The organism is Sphingopyxis terrae subsp. terrae NBRC 15098 (genome assembly GCF_001598815.1).
GTDB lineage: Bacteria > Pseudomonadota > Alphaproteobacteria > Sphingomonadales > Sphingomonadaceae > Sphingopyxis > Sphingopyxis terrae.
In genome coordinates, this window is the sequence record NZ_BCZQ01000037.1 from 1 (window position 1) to 21,721 (window position 21,721).

Consider the following 21,721-nt stretch of genomic DNA (forward strand, 5'->3'; position numbering starts at 1 on the left):
AAACCGTTGGGGGCGTACCTTCAAATGAAAGCAACCCGTGGGTAATTAGTCCTGTCAAGGTGTTGTTCGCCTTCCCTGTGTGTGCCGCGCGATCAGACGGATACAGCGATACTCGAGATCAGCCTGATTGTGATGTGGCGGATCAGCCGACAAAGGCTTGCCGTGCGCGTGAAAAAGCAGTGGGAAAAAAATGTGGCTTGGCGCGAGACCCAGCGCCGCCCCGCAGCGTAAGTGATCCTCCAACTTCACGGCCGGATTGCCACTCTCAATTTCGCGCAGCCACCGAATGCTAATACCGACCCGCGCTGCGAACTGTCGTTGCGAGAGGAATTGACGTCGTCGTTCTCCCTCAATCCGTCGACCTGAAGATTCCTTCAGTTGCGCCAGCAATGCATCGTGACTGGTGGTTACGATTGTCATTTTAATTCCTGCCCGAAATGGCCAAGCATTGACTGCGTTCGGCAGGTGCAATGCTGATCGGCCATCGTGAGCCGGGCAACGGGAACTGCTTGCAAACCGAAAGTTTCGTTCAGCTTGTCGCCAGATTGGGATCACCCGGATCCCGCTCCGTTTAGAAATGGCGCGCTCATCGGCGGACCCGCTTTGCACTCTCCTGCCTGCTATGGGCAGCACGGTGCCCCCTGCCTTGTCCCGCCGCGCCGTAACCGCGATCCACCCTCCACATGAACAGCGGTCAGGGCGCAATGATGTCTTCATGCCCAGTCTCCGCCCCGGTCAATGTCGAATGGCGCACTCCGCGCTGAGGAGGACACATGCTACGCAATTTTGCCGATGATTGCTCTTCGCGCCTTTTGTCCGTCGCAAGCCTTCCGCTGATTGCGGCGTTGTTCAGCATCAGCCCCGCCGCCAATTCCCAGGAAATCGGCGAGAGGATGGCACTGGCAAAAGCTGCTGCCGACGCGGAGCAACAGCTCCACCAGACCTTCACCAATCTCCAGTTCGAGGACTTCGGGCCGGCACCGGTGAAAGGACCGCTCTACCAGGCAAGTGCCGGTGGCCGCATCGTGTACTATGCCCCCGAGAGCGAGCATCTGCTGTTCGCGTCGATCTTCGACAAGAACGGCGTCAACCTGACGGCGCTTGCGCAGGAGGCCGGGGCGGCGAAGCGACTGAAGGCGATCGACACTGCGGTCGCATTCGCTGTCGGCCCCGAGAACGCGCCGACCATCATCGAGTTCACCGATCCCGATTGCCCCTATTGCCGCGCGCTCGACCGCTATTGGGCGGCGAAAGCAGCGGAAGGCAAGCCGGTCCGACGCCTGGTCTTCTTCGTCAGCGGCATCCATCCCGAGGCGGCCGCGAAGGCCGAGCATATTCTCTGCTCATCGGACAAGGAGGCTGCATTCAAGTCTATCTACGCCGGCGCCGCGCCCGCGGTGCTCCGAACTTGCGCCGAGGGCCGCACCAAGGTCGAGGCCCACGCGCGGATTGTCGGCTCGGCCGGTATCACCGGCACGCCGACACTGATCGCCGGCGGCAAGCTGATCTCCGGCTTCCAGCAAGCCGAGATCGAGGCGTTCCTCTCTTCAGCGAAGACCGCCCATGCGCCTCGCTGACGCCTTCCCCTTTTTGGCGGACGCCCGAGCACCGGGAGCATCATCGCTCCCTGCCCGGGCGCACCGGAATGCCGGCGGCGGCGCCCCCATCGGGCCGTCCAGCGCAGTCGTCGGCCGACAGCGATACTCGTCGATGCCGGCAGGCAGGTCAGCGGACAGCCCGACTTTTGAGAAAGTGAGTAATGTGATCAAAAATCTCCGAAACAATGCGCTCTCGGTCGCCAACATCGGCATCCCGGTGCTGCTGCTGTCGATCATCGCCGCGAGCGCGCATGCGTTCACCGCGCCGGTCGCCGGCGACCTCGGTTACGACATCTACGACATCGTCGTGAACCAGGGGGTCAAGGGCCCGCTCGGCTTCGTCGGCGGCGTCGCCGCCTTCCTGTTCGGCGTGTCGCGGCTATTTTCCAACATCATGATCGGCATCCCGACGATCGTGGCGGCGGTCTGCCTGATCAAGGCGGACTCGATCCTCCAGACCTTTGGCATGGTGATCTGACGGCATCGGATTGCAGGCGATCGTTCCGGTTCCACCGTTCGCTTGCAATCCGGTCACCGGGAGGATGGCTCCCGGAAAAAGCCCCGTGGCCAGCGCCTGCGGACGCGGGGTTGTGAAGCAGGAGGAGAAGGGTCGATGGACGAACGCCTGCCCCAGTATCTGCACAAGCCGGTCCAGATCCTCTGGTTCGGATCGGACGAGTTCGTGCTGGTGGTCACGACCATCTTCGTCGCCGTCATCGTCGGCGGTCTGGTCGGCTGGGCGTTCATCGCGGCCCTTCTCCTTTTCCTGCCGTGGAAGCGCGCGCAGCCGCGCGGCTTCCTCGCGCATCTCGCGTGGCGATGGGGAATGCTGCGCTTCCGTCATTATCCGGGTCCGACTCAGACCCGCTTCTACGAATGAGGGCGCCCATGTTTTCGCGTTCCCGCAAAACCGCTCCCGTCGACCCGCTGGTTGGCAAGCCGGCGAGCTTCGGCATCCACCGTTATGTCCAAGGCTCGTCGAACCTGTTCGAGGAGAACCGGCTGCTCAAGTTCGCGATCGTCGGGCTGTTCGGCATCACCGCGGTGCTCGGCGCTGTCATCTACAGCTCCGACCAGAAGCAGCGCACCGTGGTCGTGCCGTTCGGCGCCGGTGGCGATCTCTATGTGACGGGCTCGAAACCGTCAGCCGCCTATATCCGCACGATCACGCGCAACATCGTCGCGCTTGCCGGAACCTATTCGGCCTATTCGGCCGATCGGCAGTTCCAGGAACTGCTCTCGATCGTCCATCCGTCGGCCTACAACAGCATGCGCGACAGCCTGAACAGCATCCTCGACGAGCTTGCCGGCAACCCGACGCTGTCGATCGCAACCTATATCCGCCCCGACCAGCCAGTCCAGTGGACCGACCGCGACATCCTCGTCCCCATCGAGAAGGTGCGGGTCATCGGCGGCGTCATCCGCAAATTCCGCGGCAACCTTCGCATTCGCTACGCCATCGAGAACGGCCGCTTCTGGCTGGTCTCGCTCACCGAGGAGAGTTTTGATGTCCAGGCTCGCTAGGACGGGCGTGGCGCTCATTTGCGCCGCGTCGCTGCTGCCGACTTCCGCATTCGCGCAGGCGATTACCGCGTTACCCGATCAGGTCAGCACGATCCGGCTCTCGAACCGCGACGTCAATCATATCGTCTGCGTCGGCGGCGAGATCGAGGATGTGAAGTTCTCGGCCGAGAAGGCTATCGCCGTCGAGCGCGCTGGCTCGGACGCCTGGATCAAGTTCCTCGTCAAAGAGATCGACGACATGGGGGCGGTCACCCGCACCTATGTGACGACACCGAGCGAGTTCTTCATCTCCTGCAATGGCGCCATCTATCCGCTTCACGCCGAGCCGTCGGATATCCCGGCCCAGACCGTGACTCTCGTACCCGGTCGTCCGCAACGCGCGCGGGCCAACGAGGATTTGCTCGGCCCACTGGTCGAGGAAGAGCGGGCCATCTCGATCAGCCTCGCCATGCTGCAGGACCGCGTGCCGGCGAGCTTCACCGAAGTCGCACCGCGATCAGGCCTTATCACGATCCAGGCTATGCCGTCGGCGACACTCACCGAACGCCGCCAGCTAGAGATCGAAGGATCTGGCCTCTCGGCTTCCGAATATCGCATCACCAGCGACAGCGATGCGGCTCTGGAGGAACGGCAGTTCCTCGACCGTGCGCTCGGCTCCGACATCTTTGCGGTGACGCTCGACCGGCTTTCCCTCAAAGCTGGCGAGAGCGCCCGGCTGGTCGTCATCCGGCGCGGAGATGGACAATGACCGCCGCCCCCGAACAGGAGGCGCTCGACCTCGGCGAGATTGGCCAGCCGCTACCACCTGAATCCGCGCGGCCCGAGCGTGGCCCAGCCCTGCTCGCGCTCAAGGAGCGCTGGGCGAGGATGAACTCGAAGCAGAAGCTACGCGCCAAGCAGCTCGGCGTCGCCGGCGTCGTCGCGCTGCTCGGCACCGGCCTCTACACCGCCAGCACGGGCGGTGATGACAGCAAGCCCGAAGCCCCCGCGGCGACCAAGCTCGACATGGGTGCGGGGCTCCGCGGCGACAGCCTCGAGGTGAAGCTGCGCGGCGACCTCCAGAAGATCCTCGAAGGCCAGTCGCTGCTCGGCGAGCGCGTCGCGGCGATTGAGGAAGGCAAGGTCATCCCCGGCAGCAAACCCGCCTCGTCTCCCGATGGCGATCCGGGGCTGCCGCCCGCGCTGCCCGGCGCCATTCCCGATTACCCGCCGGCGCCCGGCGAAGCCGAAGGCATGGCGGGCGAAATCCCGGCGCCGCCCATGCCGCCTGCCGCTCCCCCTGCCCCGCCCGCACCACCCGTCGAAAAGACGATCGGCGCGATCGGTGCCGCCGTGTCGGCGCCAGGAGCGGTCGCTGCGGCCGACGGGAAGGCCGCGCCAGGTAGCGCTAAAAAAAAGACGCGGACGATCTATTTGCCGCCTGGTTTCATGAAGGCGAGGCTGCTGACCGGGATCGACGCGCTCGCGAGCCGCGATGCGACTTCGAACCCCGAGCCGCTGATTGCCCGCGTCCAGGCGCCCGCGGTCTTGCCCAATGATGTGAAGGCAAACCTCTCGGGATGCTTCGTCATCGGCAACGCGACGGGCAGCCTCGCGAAAGAGCGGGTCGAGGTCCAGCTCGTCTCGCTGTCCTGCGTCGATTTCGACGAACGCTCGGTGGTCGACCAACCGATCAAGGGATTCTTCGTGGACACGGACGGAAAGAAGGGGCTGTCGGGCAAGGTTGTCACGCGCGCCGGGGCGAGCCTTGCCCGCGCGTTCCTGGCCGGCACGATCAGCGGCATCAGCCAGACGGTCGAGAACACCATCGGCGACGTCTCGACGTCAGCGCTTGGGTCGGTGCGGACGCTCGATGCGGGCGACGCCGCCAAGGCTGGGATCGCCGGAGGTCTTTCGAAGTCGTCGGACAAGCTGACGGATTTCTATCTCGATCTCGCGCGCCAGGCCGGTCCGATCGTCGAAGTCGGCGCCGCGAAAGATGTTGTCGTGGTTATCCAGGAGGGCGTTACCCTCGAGATCAAGCCGACGGCCGGAAGCAAATTCTGATTTGGCGGGTTGCCCTGCCGTCCTTTGCGGCGACTGCCGCGAGATCGCGGCCGCCCATGGTCCCTATGACCTGATCATTGCCGGTCCTCCTTATTGCATCACTACCCTCTGCTGGGACAGGCGTGTCGAAGGCCGGCATGCGCTCGCCGCGGCATTGCTCAAGCCCGTAGGCTCGCTTTGGGTCTTCGGTTCGTTACGCTATCTGCTCGCCGACGCTGGCCGTTTCGAAGCAGTGGGGTTGCGTTACGCCCAGGACATCGTCTGGCGCAAAGCCAACGGAACCGGATTTGCAGCCGACCGCTTCAAACGAGTCCACGAGATCATCGTGCAATATTATCGTCACGACGCGCTTTGGAGAGACGTCTACAACGACGTTCAGCGCGTACCAGCGACAACGCGAAACAAATCGGTTCAACTGAGGCGAGCGCGGACGAAACACACCGGGTCAATCGGCGGCGGCGCCTATCATGACGACGGCACGCGGATCATGAAATCGGTGATCGAGATAAACAGCGTGCGCAGCGGCCTCCATCGCACCGAAAAGCCCGTGGCGTTGCTCGCGATCCTTATGCGCACCTCCTGTCCGACTGGCGGTCTCGTCGGCGATTTCTTCGCCGGCTCCGGCGCCGCCGGCGAGGCGGCTGCGTTGACCGGGCGCCGCTATGTCGGCTGCGAGGTCGATCCGCTCATGGCTGCAAAGGCGCGGGCGCGATTGAACGCACTGCATAACCGTCCCTCCTAAGCCGGCAGCAAAAAGAAGGGCCGGCTCACGCCGACCCTGCGAAGTTTTGGGAGAGGATGCCTGAAAGGCATCAGGGATATGGGTATCCTCATTTCATGCTGCAAGTGCGAACAGAAGAAATTCTGACCGGTTAGTTTCGGCCGACGGAAGGGAAGCACGACGCTGCCTCCGACCGGCAGGTTCCTGCCCCTGCCCTTGTTCGCGACCCGGAAACGCGGCCATCCAAAGATTACTAACCCCGGTTCGCGAGCATCCAATCCACAATGATTGGTCGACCCTCGCACGGCCGCTCTCACCCCGCGCCACCGGCGCAAAGGAGGACTCATGATGCATTGCCGCCCACACGATCGCCCCATTCGCAAAGCATGGCTGTCATCCCTCGCTGTCATCCCCACGTTGCTGTCGGGCTGCACGGCGCTCGGATCGGCGATGTCGCCCTACAGTGAGAAGTTCAGCTGCAAGAACGACGATCACGGCCAATGCATCCACCCCGAGAAGGCCTATGAAGATGCGGCGCTGGGCCACGCGTCGCACTCGGACCCGCCGGTCACCCGCGACAAAGCTCTGCTCAAAACGAACTCGCGCGGCGCGGTAGGCCGCGGCCGCGGCGACACCGGCGCCTACGGTAGCTATCGCGACAGCGTCTATCGCGAGCTCCAGGGACTTATCGACGCACCCGATACGCCGATGCTGCGGCCCGCCCAGGCCGTGCGGACGCTGATCCTCCCCTATGCTGATCGCAATCGGCCCGACCGGCTCTACATGCCGCGCTTCGTCTACTCGGTCCTCGAAACCCCCTCCTGGGTGGTCGGCGGCTATCTTGTCCCGCCCGTCTCGGCCGCTACGCGCGCGCCGGTGCTCGAACAGGTGCGCGAGACGCCCGGGACCGAGCCAGCCCCAACGATATCGCTGCCCGCCGAGCTGCGCCCGTGAAGGCGCCCGGGACGCGAACGGGCGGCGGCCTCACCTTTGCCGACCTCCATCGCGGCGTCGCGCGCGACCGTTATTCGGACTTCCTGCCGCTCGTAGCGTGGGTGGAGGAAGAGGAAGCCTTTCTCTGCATCGACGACGGCTGGGGCTATGCCTGGGAACTGACGCCCGCGGCCTATATGTTCGCGCATGTCCACCAAGCCCTTCTCGGTCTGCTCAATATCCAGTTCCCCGAGAACAGCGTCGTCCAGCTCATCAGCTTCGCCGACCCGCTGATCGCGCCCGCGCTCGACCAATATCTCGATCTCAAGACGCGGCCCGATCCGCTGATCCAGGCTTCGGCGCGGCGAACCCATGCCTATCTCAACGAAGGGCGAAATGGTCTCGCCGCGCTTCACGGCATCCCCGTGCGCGATTTCCGGACCTTGCTTGCCGTCAAGACGCGCGCGCCGATGCACAGCGACCTTCGCCGCCAGATCGAGGAGCAGCTTGCCAAGCTCGGTATCCGCCGCCTCGAGCCCGAAGAAATGGTCGCCTTCTATCGGCGCATCTTCAATGGCGTCTTCGACGCCGCGCCCGGCGTCTACGCCACGGCTGCAGCCGCCCACGCGGCGCCGCCGATCCGCAAGCAGATCATCGATGCCGGCCCCGATCTCGCGTTCGATGGTCCGGAAGTCTTTCTCGGCAACCAGGTCGCGCGCTGCCTGACGCCGAAAGCACCGGCGCGGCGCGTCACCGCGGAGCGCGCCAACCGGTTGACAGGCGGGATGCGGGGGAGTGCCGAGGACAGCGACCAGATCGGCGGGCCCTTCCTCTATTGCCTCAACATCCTCTTCGACCATTCGCAGTTCGAGATTCACAAGCGCGCGCAGATCCTCTCGGCGCAGAAAGCCGCGGGAAGCTTCGCGGTCGAGGTCGGCAAGCAGATCGAGGAGATCGGCTGGGTACTCGACGAGGCAGGCAACAGCCGCTTCGTCTCGGTGATGCCCTGCGTCTGGGTGTTCGGCCGCGACCGCCACCAGGCGCGCGAGATGGCCGCGCGCGCGAAGCGCCTCTGGGAAAGCGAGCCGCTCCCCTGGATGGTGCAGGAAGAATCCTACCTCAATCCCATCCTGCTCACCGCGAGCCTGCCGTTCGGCCTCTATCCCGAACGCCGGACGATCAGGATGCTCGAGCGCGATTTCAAGATGCCGGTGAAGGCGACTGCCCTGATGGCGCCGATCCAGACCGATTTCCGCGGCGGCGGCCGCCCTGCCCTGCTCTACACCGGACGCAAGGGCCAGCTCATCACGCTCGATCTCTTCGACCCGCGCATCAACAATTATAATTTCATCGTCGCGGCCGAAAGCGGCGCCGGCAAGAGCTTCCTGCTCAATGACCTTTGCCGCCAATATTTCGCGCAGAACGCGCTGATCCGCATCATCGATATCGGCGGCAGCTACCGCAAGCTCTGCACCCTCTGTTCGGGCCGTTATATCGACGTCGGTGAGGAACGGCTCGTTCTCAACCCCTTCGATCTCGGGCTTGCGCTCGACGGCGAGGACAAGCAGTCGGCGATCGCGATGGCGGTCGCGATCGTCGCCGAGATGGCGAATGCCGCGACGCGCAAGGGTGTCTCGACCTCGGAATGGAACCTTATCAAATCGGCGGTCCAGTGGACGATCGACGAGGGCCATGCCGACGAAGGCATCGATTCCGTCCGTGCGTGGCTCGGCGCCTATCCGCAATTTGCCGCAGCCGACCTCGACCGCGTCGACCATCTGAAGCCAGTCGCCCGCGAACTCGCGTTCAACCTGCGCGATTTTGGGTCGGACGGAGCCTATGGGCATTTCTTCAATGGGCCGTCGACCTTCGACATCAGCTCGGACGAGTTCGTCGTGCTCGAACTCGAACGCCTGAAAGCCATACCCGACCTGTTCAACGTGGTCGTGATGGTCGTGATCAACGCGGTGACGCAAGAGCTCTACCTCTCGGCCCGCGATCGCCCGCGATTCGTGATCTGCGACGAAACCGCGCAGTTCATGCCCAACAACCCGGGCCAGGATTTGTCCCGCCTCGCCGAAGCCATCGCCCAGGGCTATCGCCGCGCGCGCAAATATCGGGGCAGTTTCGGTATCATTCTCCAGAGCATGAACGACCTTCTGCTGTTCGGGGGCATCGGCCAGGTGATCCTCGAAAATGCCGCCACCCGGTTCCTGTTGCAGGGATCGACCTACGACAAGGCGGTCGAAAACAAGATCCTCGATTATTCGGGGTTCGTTCTCGACCTCCTGAAGTCGGTTCGCAACAACAAGCCGAACTACAGCGAGGTCTTCATCGACAGTCCGCTCGGGCTCGGCATCGCTCGCATCGTTGTCGATCCCTTCTCGTACTGGATCAACACGTCGGCGCCCGAGGATGTGGCGGCTTTCGAGGCGCTGGTACGCAGCGGTCGTTCGCCGCTCGAAGCCGTGTGCGAACTGGCGGGCGTGGACCCGCGCGAGATTCTCGGCGAGCGGTCGTTGCCAGCCACCGCGCATGAGCACCTGCCATGACGCGGCGCGCGGCTAACGCGGACCAGCTTCGGCTCGATCTGGCCGCCATGCTGCCGTCCGACCGCATGCGCTTCGAGGCAGCTGTCGCGGCGGAGGCCGAGCGTCGTGCCTTCTATTGGCGCTTCCGCCTTGTCGCGATCGAGACGGTGATGATGTCGGGACTGGTGCTGATCGCCGGCCTGCTTGTCGAACAGCCGACGGACATCGTCGTCCAGGCATCCGTGACGGTCGGCATCGCCTGCTTCGCAAGCGGGATGCTGCTGATCTGGCTGTCGAACGTCGCGAGCGGGTTGATGATCCGGTGGCGCGGGCGTCGGCAGCGGTGAACGGCATCTTCTCCAATGCGCCGTCGCCCGGCGTGATCCGGCTCGTGGTCTCAGGGCTCCTCTTCGGCGTGGTGCAGGCCGCAATCCTGCTGGTTGCGCCTGCGAACATGCCTTCCCCTCGGTCGCTGATCATCCTCCTCGGTCTGCTGACCCTAGGCTGCTTCATCGGCGCGGTCATCGGCGAAAGCGCGGTCGATCCGAAGGACAGGTGGAGAAATCGCGGTGGACCATGACGCCCAGCGTATCCGGCTCGCGGCCTTGCAGTTCGGGATGTCGATAGGGCTTGTCGCCGCCGCCGTCTTCATAGGCGCGTCAGCGCATGGTCAGACGTCGATCATTGGCCGGACCTGGCCGATTGCCGAGCCCGACGCCCTCGCCGAGATTGAGGCGCGCGCGGCGCGGCAGCCGCCGAGTATCGCCGAGCGGTTCGGGCCACGAGAAGGCTGGAGCGCTATGAAATCCGCGGCCCTCGGCGTCGCGGCGGTGGATCGGCGGCGCACCGTCATCCCCTTTCATACGCTCGATTTCGAAATTCGCTTGCCCGATGGCAAGCTGCTCTACCCGAAGGGCTACACCTTCAATCCCCTTGCCTATGTATCGTTGCCGCAGCGGCTCGTGGTCGTGCATCCGCGTGATATTGGCTGGGCGATCATGCAAGCCCGTCCGATCGACTGGATATTGCTGGCCGGGGGAGAGACAGCATCGACCGATCCGATCGCGCTCGGTGAGAAGGTGGGACGACCGCTTTTCATCCTCGAAGAGCGTATCAGGGATCGGCTCGGACTGACCGTCGCGCCCGTCATCGTGGAGCAGGTTGGGCAGAAGCTCGAACTGCAGGAGTTCGAGATCGAACGTCGACGTCCGATTAAATAGACCGCGCGCCCTTCGCAACGATTGGCCATTGCTCGCTGCCCAGAGCGGAACAATCTTTCGCGTCCTGGCCTTTTGGCGCTTTCATCCAATCCCGAATCGAACAGAGCGCATAACCCGGCACTGCGACCCAGGAGAGCTCTCCCTCGGCAACGAGGACAGGGATCTTCATCTTGACACCCATTCGGCTTCGGCCGGGTGGGTGTCATTTTTTTGATCGTTATTCGACGAAGTTGGCGAGCTTCTTGAGCATCATATCCATCCCGGCGCGACAATCGCCTTCGCTGATCCCGGACGGAACATCCGCCGCCGCTATCGTAACCTTTGTCCCGTCTTTGACTTGCTCGAGTATGGTCGTGATCGACAATTCTCCCTGCGAGGGAGGGTTTGCGATGTCGAAGCGGACGCTCTCGACGATCCGCTCGTCGGGAAGAATTTCCGCGAACCTGCCGTCGACGACACCGGCAACCTTGCTCGATTCGCTCTCCTCTGGCCCCTCCCGCGATTGCTGAAATGCGATGCGGTAAGCCCCGCCCGGGCGAGAGTCGAAATGTTCGATCTGGGCCGTCACGCCGCTCGGCAGGCGCCACGCCGGAATCGTCTCAGGGTCGAGCATCGTGCGAAATATCGCGCGCGGCTTCGCGAGGATGACGCGGGAGTTCTTGTGAGTCGCCGGGAAGGTCATGACCTTCCCACCTATTGCGACGACAGCCGCGAGAACAAGACATTCCTGCGCCGGCACGCCAATCTCGTGAAATACTAACCAGAGCGACGCGGCTTCCAGGCCGCCGACGATCGATGCGCGCTGGGTGATCACCGCTGAGGCGCCAGTTCGAGCGGATCGTCACTCGTCATTAGTCCGGATAGTTCGCGGGGATTCCCGAAGCCTCCGCCGGCAAATGCGGAACAGCCGCGCCTCTCGTCGGCACGTTCGCGCCCCACCCGTTGTTGCGGGGCGTTCAGACCTGCATTCCTGCCCGCGGATAGGGCCGAGATACCGGCAGATCGCAGGATCGAACACCGCCTTTCCATCTTTCGCTGACCTTCACGCGCCCCGAGCGGCGCAACGGAGATTCTATGCTCGCTCGCTCCGTCCCTTTCGACGCGCCGTCCGGCACCGAGCCGCGCGGCGCGAGCGCGAAGCGGGCGAGACGGTTGAAGTTCGCCGCGCTTGCCGCCGCGCTCCTCGCCGGAATCGCGTTACCTGCAGCGCCCGTCCACGCCTCCAAATGCCCCTCGGACGCGATCTTCAACCCGATCACCAAGGTACGCTGGAACTGCATCTTCCCGATCACGATCGGCGGCGTGCGCGTCGGCAGCTATGACAAGCTCGACAAGGCGCTCGACGCCCAGTCGGCCTCCAGGCCGCTTTGCGCCTGCCGCAAGGGCGCGAGTTTCTGGTTCGGCGTGAAGGTGAGCTTCTGGACGCCCAACCGGATGATCGACGTCGTGACCGAGCCCGGCTGCATGATGGCGCTTGGGCTGGACATCATGCCGACCGGCGGGCGCCTGCAGGGCAGTCAGTCGTCGATCTCGGATGGCACCAACACGACCAAGCTGTTTGCACAGATGCATTATTACCAGGCGCCGGTCTGGAAGATGCTCGACATGTTCACGGACCTTCCTTGCCTCGAAGATGACGGGTTCGACGTTGCGCTGATGACCGAGGTTATGCCGACCTGGCAGTCGGGAACATTGGGTGCGATCATCCAGCCCGAAGGCATCCTCTTCGGTAACCCCGCGGCGGGTCTCGCTTGCATGGCAGACAGCGCGGCCGCCGCCGCCGGCAAGGTCGTCGATCCGCTCTTCTGGTGCATGGGAAGCTGGGGCTCGACCTATCCAGTCGCCGGCGACATCCACATGGGCGACCGGGTCGAGGCCTGGGCAGGGCTGGCCGCGCGCGGCACCTTCATGATGGGCCGCATGGGCGCGCTCACTATTCATTCGGCGGACGGCTGCTCGTTCAAGCCGCAGCCCATCTGGACCAAGAGCCGATACAAGCTCCAACTGATGGAGCCGGTGAAGGGCGGCAAGTGCGTCAACATCGGCCGCCCGGGCGCACTCTGGACCTCGGGCAAGCATGCGCCCGGCAAGGACAACGCCCAGTTCATGCTCTTCGAGAAAGCGATTTGCTGTGCTGGCATCTCGACGCCCTGATGCGGCGCCGGTTCCGGCGCATACCGATCGCCTTGCGCGCAGCCCGGAATCGGCCCGGTCTGCCCGCCACAGCCCTGGTGGCTGCCGGCAGGCGCGCGAGGCGGGGGCGGCGCCCTGCCCCCTCTCCTTGGGCGCCGCTCCACCTTCAGCCGAGGCGGCCACCGAACCTCGGACGGCGGAAAGCTGTGCCTCAACCCCGCTGCGTTCGCAGGTGAAGGCCGTGCTCACCGTCTTCGAAGGCCAGGCGGCGTTTCGGCTCCTCCCGCCCGGATGCGATGATTTCCGGGCGGGAGACCTGTTTCGCGTGGCCCATGGCTCGCGCACCATCGACGGGAATCGCTCGTGACCCCGCGGTTTCTTGCCCTGTTGCCTATCTCGGCCGCGCTCCCCGGCGTGGCGCTGGCCCAGACGATCGAGGACCGTGCGCGCACCGCGGCCGAGGCCTCGCGCTCCAAGAGCAGCGACAGCGAAGCCATCCTCGAAAATTACATCAGCCCCGGCCTCGCCGGGCAGTCCATCGCGACGGTCGACAAGAGCAAGAGCTTCACGCCGAACCTCGCCTGCCAGAAGACGGCGAACTTCCTTGAAATCCTGATCCAGCCTGGCGCGGGCGGCGATATCACTACCGTCCGCATCGCGCGCGACAAGGATATCGACGGCCAATTCGATAGCGTGACGACCTTGCCCGTGCCGGTGTCGGGGATTTGCGCCAACGGCGTGATCTCCTGCCGCCCCGGGAGCTGGAGCGACTGCCGCAGCTTCCAATGGGATGTCGACAGCAGCGGCGACCTCAAGCTCGCCGAAGTCGAGATGCCTGCGCTCGCCGGCTGCTATTGCGTCAACAACAGTTGCGGCGCGAACCTCGTCATGGGCAATCTGCCGTCGGTGCTGAAAGATCTTGGCGGCGGTGCGGTCGGCGCGCTGTCGAGCCACGATCCGCGCAACGGTGTCGCCGACGCACGGGTGAACGGTCCCGTCATTCAATATGTCGGCGCGCAATCGACCGCGTGCAGCCCCGATCCCGCCCTGCCCCAGACGGCCTATCGCGCGAACCCGACCGCAATCCAGGGCGACGCTTTTGCCGCATCGCGGTCGAACAGCCTGTTCCAGTCGCTCGCTGGCTCACCTGCCGGCACGGGCCGTGCCGAGCAGGTCCGGGCCTGCGCGATCGAGCGCGAAGTGACCTTCCTGCCGCTCGGTTACGACGATATCGTCTCCGCGTCGGGCTCCATTTATTCGGTTCGCGACTGCGGCGAGGGATGTCGCCGCTATCGCATCATCGGCGACGGCGATTGCAGCGGATCGCCGCCAATCTTCACCGCGCGCTTCGAAGTCAGCGACCCCGCGAAGCTTATATCCGCACAGATCGTCGAGATGGGCGCCGACGACTGGGTCCAGGGCCGCGTCAACGGCCGCATCGTCAGCTCGGCCGGACCGCGCCCCTGGCTGACCACTGGATTGCCTTCTGGCGATTGCCGCACCGACGGCGGCGCGGCGCGCAACTATACGCCTTATGATTTCACGGCCGACCTCCGGGCAGGTCCCGCAACCGTATCGGCGCGCGTGCGGGGCGGGGGCGGCGGCGCGCCGCTCACGACCCAATGGGGTCTCGTCGATGTCGAGATCCGCGTCTCGCCCGGCTGCGAGCCCAGCGAGCGGCTCGTCGACCTGTGCGCGGGCACAGGCGGCGATACGAAGTGCCGCCTCGACAGCGAAAATGTCGACGGCGTCCAGACCTTCCGCAATGGCATCAGCACCGGCCTGAGACCCCTCACCCAAACCCGCCTGTTCGGCACCGGGTCGTGCACCATCCAACTCACCCGCGACTTCTTCCGCCGCGAGCGCAGCTATAAATGCGTCGTCGACACGGGCTCCATGCCCGAGCCCGATCTCAGGCGCGGCGCGTGGATCATCGACCATTCGACCGAGACGATGCTCGCCGACCGCGTGCGCACCGCCGACGGCGGCATGGCGTCGTTGACGCGGCCGTTCGCGCTCCCCGACCGCGGCTCGGTGCCCGCCTGCGAGGCGATCTGCAAGACGCGGGCGCCCAAGGCGAACGCAGACGCCGCGCCCGATGGCGTCGTCGGCGCCAGGCAGACGAACCCGACCGGGTTCGACACCTTCTATCATGTCTGCCGCGCCGACAATGTCTGCCCGGCGGGTCCCGGCGAGACGATCGTCAGCCCCTGCGGCTGTCTCGACGATTTCCCCGAAGCGGTGGTGGTGATGCAGACGGTCCGGCTCGCCGGCGCCGATCTCGCCTGCACGGCGACGGCGCGATGAGCTGGCGCGACATCCCTTGGCCGCACCGGGCCGCGCTGATCCTTTTGCTAGTCCTGGGGCTGGCTATCGGCAGCGCGCTCGCGGCCGCGCCAGCGCACGCCCAGCAGATTTGCGCCGCCGATCTCGACGGCAGCGGCGAGGCCGACGGCCCCGGCGAAACAGCAAGCTGCACCGGAACAGCAAACGGCGGATGGCAATGTCCGCTCGAGCGCGCCTGGTGCGCAGCCGAGCCCGGCGGCGGCTGGTCGTGCCCGCTTGGACCCCAATATGGCTGCGAGACGCCGACGAGCGGCGGCGTTCCGGCCTGCTCGCCGCATAGCTGTATCGATACCGCCGCGAACCCGATCGAGGATGAGCCCGTTATCGACGATCCCGGCGCGCCCGCCGATGGGCCGGTCGATGCCGATGGCAATTGCCTCGGCAATATCGAGATCTTCGCGGGCCGCGCGCTGCGCTGCCGCCCCGCCGGGCTCAAGACCGGCTTCCAGAGCTGCTGCAAGGACAAGGGCAAGATCGTCAAGGACGGCATGGGCTCGTCGCTCGCATCGACCCAGACCAAGATCGCGATCGCCAAGGGCGTGTTCACCGGCGCCAAGGCCGCCTATGCCGCCTTCCAAGCCGGGGCGACAGCGAGCCAGGCGGCGAGCGCGGGCGCCAATGCGATCATCGTCGGCATCGATCCGACCTCGATCGCGATCAGCCTCGCGATCAACGTGATGATCGATTTCCTGCTCACCTCCTGCGACCAGCAAGATATGGAAGTCGGCATGCTGCGCGGCTCGGGCATGTGCGTCGAGATCGGCAGCTATTGCTCGTCGAAGATCCTCGGCATCTGCGTCCAGAAATCGCGCAGCCATTGCTGCTTCAACACCAAGCTCGGCCGCATCATCCAGGAACAGGGCCGTCCGCAACTCAAGTCCTTTGCCGATGGCTGGGGGCCGGTGAAGACGCCGAACTGCCGGGGGTTCACGCCCGAGGAATTCCAGGCGCTCGACTTCAGCCGGATGGACCTGTCCGAATATTACAACGAGATCGAGGCCCGCGCGCAAGCCGACATCCAGATCGACATGAAGGATCGCATCGATGCCTATACGCAGGCCATCGGCCGCTAGGCCGCGCCTTGCCGCGCTGATCGCGCTCGCCGGATGGGCGGGGATGCCCAGCGCCGGGACAGCGCAGGTGTCGCCGGGGACCGAAGAGCCCTCGTCGGCGCGCAGTGAGATCGAACGCGAAGGCAATGCCGCGATGGAACGGCTGCGCGGCGCAATCTCGCGGCCAAAAGTCGAGCCTGTCCACGCTCCATCGGAGCTGCCGGAGCCGACCGAAGCCGAGCGCCGCCGCGCCTTCGAAGCCCTGCGCGGCCACTCCAAGTCTCCTGCAATGGAATCACGTGCGCGCGACGCGCTCAAGGCCGGCAAGGATCGCTTCGCTGCCGAGCGCGAGGCGATGGCGAAGCGGCTCGGCCAGGCGCTCGGCCTCGAAGCGCCCGACATGAAGGCCATCGCCGATGCGGGGCCGGCGCAAGCGACCAAGGGCTGGGTGCCCGTGCTGTTCGTCTCCTCGTCGATGCCGACGGCAACGCTCAGAACCTATGCCGCGCAGGTTGAGAAGGCGCGCGGCGTGATCGCATTTCGCGGCATGCCGGGCGGGATGACCAAGGTGGCGCCGATGGCGAAGCTCACCGCCGAGATGCTGCGGCTCGATCCGGGCTGCGAAGGCCCGGCCTGCGTGATGCGCGACATCCAGGTGATCGTCGACCCGCTGGTCTTCCGCCAGCACGGCGTCGCCCGCGTGCCTGCGCTCGCGATGATCCCGGGCGATCCGGCGCTCCCCTATTGCGAGCGCGAGGACGAGAGTCCGCGCGCTTCCCATGTCGTTTACGGTGACGCAGCGCTCTCCGGCCTGCTCGAAGAAATTGCCCGCCTCGGCGGAAAGGAGGAGGTGCGCGATGCTCAGTCACGCCTGGAAGCTCGGTAAGCGACTTGCCATCGCGCTGAAAGGACTGCCGCGCCGCGCGGCGGTCGCGCTCGGCAGTGAAGGGCTTGGGCAGCCCGCGCGCCCGAACCGGCTATGGAAGGCCTGCGCGATCGTCATTCCCTCGGGCCTTTTCGCCTGCTGGGCGATGGCACAGGTCACTTGGGTCATGTCGCCGTCGATCGACGCCTGGGCCGTGCGCGCCGCGCCGGGGCCGATCGCGAAAGGCGACCTCGTCATGTTCACGCTCTCGCATCCGCTCGCGGGACCAAAACCTGTCAATGTCACCAAGTTCGCGCTCTGCTTTCCCGGCGAGCGCATCAGCCTGATCGAGAAGCCTTCGACCTTCGAACCCAATGCGCTCGACGGCTGGTATTTCTGCGAAGGCAAGCTGCTCGGTATCAGCAAACCGTTCGGGCGAAACGGCCAGCGGCTCGAGCATTGGCGTCCCGACAACGGGCTGATCCTGCCCGGCACCATCTATGTCGGCTCGCACCATCCGAGCGGGTTCGACAGCCGCTATTATGGCCCGGTGCCGATCGGCGAGCTCAAGCGGATGGAGAAGTTGTTGTGATGCGCGCTTCCCTGCTCTCGCTCGTCGCGCTGGCCGTCGGCGTTGCGGTGCCCGCTGCGGCTCAGCTTTCCCGCACGGCTCAGCCCGAACCCAAGCAAGGCTATTGGTGGTATCAGGCCCCGCCGCCTAAGGATGACGATGCGGACCCCGAAGCGCTGGCGAAGCCCCGGATTCCGCCGATGGCAGAGCTTGCGCGCCTAACGCCGCCGAAGATCCGCAAGCTGATCGAGGCGCAGCGCGACTATGCCGCGACCGTGCTCACGATCGATGCCGTCGCCGATTTCTGGCGCTTGCAGGACTTTGCGAGGCGAAAGGCCCGCGCCTTCGCCGGCGTCACCCAGGTCGCGATGCTTCATCACCCCGAACTCAGCGCCAAGTCCGCCAACCCGATGGTCGGGGACGCGCGTGCCACGATGGGGGCCGAGAAGGAGCAGGTCCGGCGGCACTATCTTCGCGGCCAGGCCGGGCAGTTCGCGCTCGTGATGTTCTCGCGCTCGAGCTGCGGATACTGCCGCGTGCAGTGGCCGATCATCGAGCGCTTCCGCGAGGAAACCGGTTGGCAGGTCACGCTGATGGACATCGACCAGCGGCCCGAACTCGCCACGCGGTTCGGGGTCGAGATCACGCCGACGACGATGGTGATCCGCCGCGGCAGCGCCCAGCGCATGGTGATCGCGAGCGGCGTCGAATCCTATCCGAACCTTTCGCAGACCGCTTACCAGGCGGTGCGGCTGCTGCTCGGCGATATCCGGCCCGAGCAATTCCTGACCGGCGCGGGCGAAGAGGACGGCTTCTTCGATGCCCTGTCGGCGGGGCCGGTCTCTGCGACCGATCCCCGCGTACTCGGCGGCGATCTCGTCACCTCGAGCCTTGAACCTCGGCCATGAAGGCGCGCGCCCTCCTCTCGCTGCTCTGCGTCGGCCTCGCCTTGCCGGCGCTCGCGCAGTCCCCTTCGCGCGAGCAGGCGGCGCGCGCCGCGATCCACCCGGTTGCGAGCGCGGCCGAGATGAACGTCTGGCTCGCGCGCGTTCCGGTAACGCGGTCCTTTCCGCCTAACTTCGCCGAGGAGTTGCGCGGCGCGGGCGGCGCCTTCATCGTCGAGATGAGCACGGCGCCGGGCTGCCTCCCCTGCGCCGACCTCTGGCCGAAGCTCCAAGACCTCGGACGCCGTTATGGCTGGCGGGTTCGGGCGCTCGGCGCCGACGAAGCGATGCTGCGCTCGGGTCGGGTCGGCCTCCCCTGGGTCGGGCATCCCGTAGCCTGGGTACGCCCGGTGAAGGACGCGAACCGTATCATCCCGATCGCGGTCGGCACCGACCATAGTCCGAACCTCGCGCGCAATCTTTATCTGTCCGCCAAGATGCTGACTGGGGTGAAACCCGCTGTCGGCGTGCGTGCGCTTTCCAAGTTTACGGGGATCGTCGGGAACAGTCCGGGAGCGCCATCGCAGCGCAGTGCCAAGCCATGAACACTGCCCGCCTATACCTCCGCGAGAAGTGCATGACCGGCGACCACAACCGGCATCACTTCGACGCCATCGGCAAGCGGGTAGCGCTCGCGGCCGGGATAGATCAGCAATCGCTTCGCGGGCGAGAGATCGTCGCAGGCATGATGAAAGCCGCGTTCAAGCTTGGGTTGCAGGCTCCTCTTAATCTCGATTGCCCAAAGCTCGCCGCCAGGAAGCGTCAGCAGCAAATCGATTTCCGCGCCCGCCGCCGTCCGATAGAAATTGGCTTTCGTCCCCTCCGGGGCAGCGGCGGTCAGCGTTTCGATGACGAAACCTTCCCAACTTGCCCCCGCGATGGGATGGCCGAGAATATCTTCGTAGGACGAAAGCCCAAGCAGTGTGTGAACGAGTCCGCTGTCGCGGACATAAATGCGCGGCGATTTGACGAGACGCTTGCCTGCGTTGCTGTGCCACGGCTCGAGACGTCGGACCAAGAGAAGATCGACCAGAAGATCGAGATATCCAGCGACCGTCTTGCCGTCGACGCCGAGGCTCCGGGCAAATTCGGCCGCATTGAGAAGGCCGGATTGATGATGTGCGAGCATCGTCCAGAAACGGCGGAGTGTCTCGGCCGCGATGCGGGGACCGAACATTGGAATATCGCGTTCGAGATAGGTGCGGATAAAATCCTGCCGCCATCGCTGGCTTGCCCGATCGCTCGCCGCAAGGAAGCTATCGGGAAATCCGCCGCGTACCCAAAGCCGGTCAATTTGATCATCGCCGACTTCAAGCCCGTCGAGCGGACGCATTTCGAGGTAGCTGATACGTCCGGCGAGACTCTCTCCCGACTGGCGCAGAAGATCGATCGATGCCGAGCCGAGGAGCAGGAAGCGGCCTGTCCTTTGGCCTCTACGCCGACCGGCGTCGATCAGCCCGCGCAAGATCTGGAACAGTCCCGGCAAACGATGGACTTCGTCGAGGATGACCAGCTTGTCCGCATGTCCGGCAAGATAAAGTTCGGGTTCCGCCAGCTTGGCGCGATCCGCATCGGACTCGAGGTCGAGGTAGATCGAGGGTCTGGATTCGCCGATTTCAACCGCGAGCGTGGTCTTGCCGACCTGTCTTGGGCCGATGAGCGCAACAGCTGGCACTTCGGCCAACCTTTCCGCCAGTTCCGTCGAGATACGGCGATCAATCATCCTTGCATTTATGGAGTTCTATTCCAGTTTTGCAAGGTTAATTTGCATAACATGCTGATCATGGCGAACCCGGCCCGAGAGGATTGAAAGGAGCAAGTCATGCCAAAATCCCGCCAGATGATCGCTGCGCTCACTACGCTATCAGCTATGGGAATGGCCGCGCCGGCTCATGCCCAAAGCTGGGCCGAGCATTGGTTCGACAATGTGACCTACACCTCGCCCGGCAGCTTCGAGGATCAGGCGCGCGGCTATGTGACCGCGGGCGGCTTCTCGGGCCGCGTCGACGTCCACAACGATTACCTCATGAGCGTGACGTTGCCGAAAGTGCGCGCCGGCTGCGGCGGGATCGACATGTTCCTCGGCGGCATGTCCTTCCTCGATCCCGAGTATCTCGTCCAGAAGCTGGAAAGCATCCTGCAGGCCGCGCCCGCCGTCGCCTTCCAATATCTCCTCGAAACCCTCGACGAGAAGATGGGCAACATCATCTCAAAGATGGAGGCGGCGACCAACTATCTGAACTCGATCCAGGTCAACGACTGCCGCCTCGCCAACCGCATGGTCCAGATCGCCAAGGGCGACGACAATATGTCAGGGATCATCGAGGAGATGACCGGCTACAAGTCGATCAAGGAAGGCTATGCGAAAAGCTATCAGCAGAGCCGCGAGAAGATCCAGGCGAACCAGAACAATCCGACGGAAGACCTGCGCGACGCGCTCGCCAACTGCCCGCGCGAGGTCACCGACATCTTCCGCACCGGCTCGCTCCTCGCCCATGCCGCCGCGCGGGTCGGCGCGAGCGAATGGACCGGGGTCATGCGCGCCCGGGTCGGCGACGTCTATATGCGCTGGGATGCCACCGACAAGGTGCCGCTCTTTTCGGCGATCCCCGCCTGCCCGCGGCAGGAGACCGAAGGCGTCGAGGACTTCCTGACCGGACGTGTCCAGCGCCGCGCGCTCAATATCCCGCCGACCGGCGCCGATTGCGGCGTCGACGGACCGGGCCGCGGCGCGCTGATCCTCGCGCGCGAGCGGATGCAGGCGATCGCGACGAAGATCCGCACCCGGGCCGCGCTCACGGCCGAGGAACGCCAGTTCGTCGCCAATGTGAAGACGCTGCCGATCTACCGCATGCTTGAGTGGGGCGTGCGCGAAGGCGTCGAGGACAGCGTGATCGGCGACACCGACGAACTGGTGGCGCTGACCCTCGCCTACCAGATGCTCAACGACCTCACGCGCAGTCTCGATTTCGCGCTGTCGAACGCCGAGCGCGGTACCACCGCGGCGGGCGCCGCCGATGCCGGAAACTCCAACATCTGCCAGACGCGCATTCTCACCAAGGGGATCGAGCAGCTCCAGGGGCTGCGCGAGGAGGTCCTCCGCCAGCGCGCCCAGATGCGCCAATCCTATATGGCCGCGCTGAACCAGGCCAACCTCTCCGCCAATTACGCCGGTCTCGTCCGCCAGCGCGACCGCGATGCTCGTGATGCCGCGGGCGCCGCGGCCAACCGCTGACC

At 65.0% G+C, this 21,721-nt stretch carries 23 protein-coding genes; 20 read left to right on the top strand and 3 right to left on the bottom strand.

Translation table 11 applies throughout. The features are described from left to right. Positions 1–54: 54 nt before the first annotated feature. Positions 55–420 (bottom strand): helix-turn-helix domain-containing protein, encoded by a 366-nt coding sequence (locus tag STE01S_RS20145; RefSeq protein ID WP_120694225.1) that lies wholly within the window; start codon positions 418–420, stop codon positions 55–57. A 473-nt stretch (positions 421–893) separates the two neighbouring features. Between STE01S_RS20145 and STE01S_RS17850 the strand changes: the two genes are divergently transcribed. From STE01S_RS17850 to STE01S_RS17905, 12 genes are all read left to right on the top strand, one after another. After that, entirely contained in the window at positions 894–1,577 is a 684-nt protein-coding gene (locus STE01S_RS17850) for a DsbC family protein (RefSeq protein ID WP_246553357.1), read from the top strand. A gap of 184 nt (positions 1,578–1,761) precedes the next feature. Beyond that, positions 1,762–2,076 (top strand): hypothetical protein, encoded by a 315-nt coding sequence (locus STE01S_RS20150; protein ID WP_062770222.1) that lies wholly within the window; start codon positions 1,762–1,764, stop codon positions 2,074–2,076. A 135-nt stretch (positions 2,077–2,211) separates the two neighbouring features. Beyond that, positions 2,212–2,478: a type IV conjugative transfer system protein TraL gene (locus STE01S_RS17860; protein WP_054588706.1), complete on the top strand. Its 267-nt coding sequence runs from the start codon at positions 2,212–2,214 to the stop codon at positions 2,476–2,478. A gap of 8 nt (positions 2,479–2,486) precedes the next feature. After that, positions 2,487–3,122, top strand: a complete 636-nt coding sequence (locus tag STE01S_RS17865; RefSeq protein ID WP_062770225.1) for a TraE/TraK family type IV conjugative transfer system protein — start codon at positions 2,487–2,489, stop codon at positions 3,120–3,122. Continuing rightward, positions 3,106–3,870 carry a type-F conjugative transfer system secretin TraK gene (locus tag STE01S_RS17870; protein WP_062770228.1) on the top strand — a complete coding sequence of 255 codons (765 nt, stop codon included), beginning with the start codon at positions 3,106–3,108 and terminating at the stop codon, positions 3,868–3,870. The genes STE01S_RS17865 and STE01S_RS17870 overlap by 17 nt, the downstream gene beginning before the upstream one ends. Continuing rightward, complete coding sequence (locus tag STE01S_RS17875) at positions 3,867–5,168, top strand: TraB/VirB10 family protein (protein WP_082813416.1); 1,302 nt, start codon at positions 3,867–3,869, stop codon at positions 5,166–5,168. Before STE01S_RS17870 ends, STE01S_RS17875 begins: the two co-directional genes overlap by 4 nt. Next, positions 5,101–5,910 (top strand): DNA-methyltransferase, encoded by an 810-nt coding sequence (locus STE01S_RS17880; RefSeq protein ID WP_082813417.1) that lies wholly within the window; start codon positions 5,101–5,103, stop codon positions 5,908–5,910. The genes STE01S_RS17875 and STE01S_RS17880 overlap by 68 nt, the downstream gene beginning before the upstream one ends. A gap of 324 nt (positions 5,911–6,234) precedes the next feature. After that, the gene (locus STE01S_RS17885; RefSeq protein ID WP_246553339.1) at positions 6,235–6,843 is read left to right on the top strand and encodes a TraV family lipoprotein; all 609 of its coding nucleotides are present in this window, start codon (positions 6,235–6,237) and stop codon (positions 6,841–6,843) included. Beyond that, positions 6,840–9,374, top strand: a complete 2,535-nt coding sequence (locus tag STE01S_RS17890) for a TraC family protein (RefSeq protein ID WP_062770234.1) — start codon at positions 6,840–6,842, stop codon at positions 9,372–9,374. Before STE01S_RS17885 ends, STE01S_RS17890 begins: the two co-directional genes overlap by 4 nt. Then, positions 9,371–9,700, top strand: coding sequence for a hypothetical protein (locus STE01S_RS17895; RefSeq protein WP_062770237.1), 330 nt, complete (start codon positions 9,371–9,373; stop codon positions 9,698–9,700). Before STE01S_RS17890 ends, STE01S_RS17895 begins: the two co-directional genes overlap by 4 nt. Further along, positions 9,697–9,933 carry a hypothetical protein gene (locus STE01S_RS17900; protein ID WP_162928323.1) on the top strand — a complete coding sequence of 79 codons (237 nt, stop codon included), beginning with the start codon at positions 9,697–9,699 and terminating at the stop codon, positions 9,931–9,933. Before STE01S_RS17895 ends, STE01S_RS17900 begins: the two co-directional genes overlap by 4 nt. 37 nt (positions 9,934–9,970) lie before the next feature. Next, complete coding sequence (locus STE01S_RS17905) at positions 9,971–10,573, top strand: hypothetical protein (RefSeq protein WP_062770330.1); 603 nt, start codon at positions 9,971–9,973, stop codon at positions 10,571–10,573. A gap of 217 nt (positions 10,574–10,790) precedes the next feature. On the opposite strand, the gene STE01S_RS17910 is transcribed toward STE01S_RS17905, so the two are convergent. Further along, entirely contained in the window at positions 10,791–11,387 is a 597-nt protein-coding gene (locus tag STE01S_RS17910) for an SRPBCC domain-containing protein (protein ID WP_062770243.1), read from the bottom strand. A 260-nt stretch (positions 11,388–11,647) separates the two neighbouring features. Between STE01S_RS17910 and STE01S_RS17915 the strand changes: the two genes are divergently transcribed. From STE01S_RS17915 to STE01S_RS17945, 7 genes are all read left to right on the top strand, one after another. Further along, the gene (locus STE01S_RS17915; protein ID WP_082813418.1) at positions 11,648–12,727 is read left to right on the top strand and encodes a TraU family protein; all 1,080 of its coding nucleotides are present in this window, start codon (positions 11,648–11,650) and stop codon (positions 12,725–12,727) included. Positions 12,728–13,069: 342 nt separating this feature from the next. Beyond that, on the top strand, positions 13,070–15,013 hold the full coding sequence (locus STE01S_RS17920) for a hypothetical protein (RefSeq protein WP_255266015.1): 1,944 nt from the start codon (positions 13,070–13,072) through the stop codon (positions 15,011–15,013). After that, positions 15,010–16,125: a conjugal transfer protein TraN gene (gene traN / locus STE01S_RS17925; RefSeq protein WP_062770246.1), complete on the top strand. Its 1,116-nt coding sequence runs from the start codon at positions 15,010–15,012 to the stop codon at positions 16,123–16,125. The genes STE01S_RS17920 and traN overlap by 4 nt, the downstream gene beginning before the upstream one ends. Before the next feature lie 133 nt (positions 16,126–16,258). Next, positions 16,259–16,990, top strand: coding sequence for a type-F conjugative transfer system pilin assembly protein TrbC (locus STE01S_RS17930; protein WP_232003477.1), 732 nt, complete (start codon positions 16,259–16,261; stop codon positions 16,988–16,990). Next, positions 16,962–17,561, top strand: a complete 600-nt coding sequence (locus tag STE01S_RS17935; RefSeq protein WP_062770252.1) for a S26 family signal peptidase — start codon at positions 16,962–16,964, stop codon at positions 17,559–17,561. Before STE01S_RS17930 ends, STE01S_RS17935 begins: the two co-directional genes overlap by 29 nt. After that, positions 17,561–18,448, top strand: a complete 888-nt coding sequence (locus STE01S_RS17940) for a conjugal transfer protein TraF (RefSeq protein WP_062770255.1) — start codon at positions 17,561–17,563, stop codon at positions 18,446–18,448. Before STE01S_RS17935 ends, STE01S_RS17940 begins: the two co-directional genes overlap by 1 nt. After that, positions 18,445–19,029, top strand: a complete 585-nt coding sequence (locus tag STE01S_RS17945) for a thioredoxin domain-containing protein (protein WP_062770264.1) — start codon at positions 18,445–18,447, stop codon at positions 19,027–19,029. The genes STE01S_RS17940 and STE01S_RS17945 overlap by 4 nt, the downstream gene beginning before the upstream one ends. Before the next feature lie 11 nt (positions 19,030–19,040). Here STE01S_RS17945 and STE01S_RS17950 read toward each other — a convergent pair whose 3' ends face one another. Then, positions 19,041–20,207, bottom strand: coding sequence for an ATP-binding protein (locus tag STE01S_RS17950; protein WP_062770267.1), 1,167 nt, complete (start codon positions 20,205–20,207; stop codon positions 19,041–19,043). A 99-nt stretch (positions 20,208–20,306) separates the two neighbouring features. Between STE01S_RS17950 and STE01S_RS17955 the strand changes: the two genes are divergently transcribed. After that, entirely contained in the window at positions 20,307–21,719 is a 1,413-nt protein-coding gene (locus STE01S_RS17955) for a conjugal transfer protein TraH (protein ID WP_062770270.1), read from the top strand. Positions 21,720–21,721: the final 2 nt, after the last annotated feature.